Here is a 613-nt window from a genome sequence, read left to right as displayed (position 1 = left end):
AAGGCAATGAGCCTCGTGGTGGTTGCATCCGCTCTTCCCTTTCGGGCCGGCACGGTTCCGGCAACAGAAGTCGCGGCACATTGGCCCGTCATCCTCAACCTACTTGCAGGCAGCCTTCTCGGCGCCTGGTTCGGTGCTGGCTGGGCTACGAAGCTGCGGTCCGAGTCGCTCTATCGCGTCATTGCGTTGCTGCTGGTCGCCATCGCGGCTGTGTTGCTGGTCGGCCATGACACATCCTCTCATGGCGCAGCGCTAACCGGTGCCGCGCAGCTTATCGCCGGAATCGTCGCCGGTTTCCTCATTGGCGTCGTAGCTTCACTGATGGGAGTGGCGGGCGGTGAGTTGCTTATCCCGACCCTGGTCCTGTTGTTCGGCGCCGATATCAAGCTCGCCGGTAGCCTGTCGCTTGCGGTGAGCCTCCCGACCATGATCGTCGGCTTCGCGCGCTACAGTCGCGACCAAAGCTTTTCGGTCATCGCCAAGAACAAGACATTCCTGGTGATCATGGCGGCGGGTTCTATCGTTGGCACCTTCATTGGTGGTCAATTGCTAGGCTTCGTTCCAAGCGGGGTGCTGCTTCCGGGGCTTGCATTTATCCTGCTGATATCCGCTG

At 60.7% G+C, this 613-nt stretch carries 1 protein-coding gene; it reads left to right on the top strand.

Annotated features, from left to right (window positions below; translation table 11 throughout):
• Window positions 1-613: sulfite exporter TauE/SafE family protein (locus FG93_RS01090; protein ID WP_043230948.1), on the top strand; the 613-nt coding region annotated here is incomplete at both ends.

It is taken from the genome of Allobosea sp. LC85 (genome assembly GCF_000735605.1).
Taxonomy (GTDB): domain Bacteria; phylum Pseudomonadota; class Alphaproteobacteria; order Rhizobiales; family Beijerinckiaceae; genus Allobosea.
This window is presented reverse-complemented; position numbering and strand designations above follow the sequence as displayed.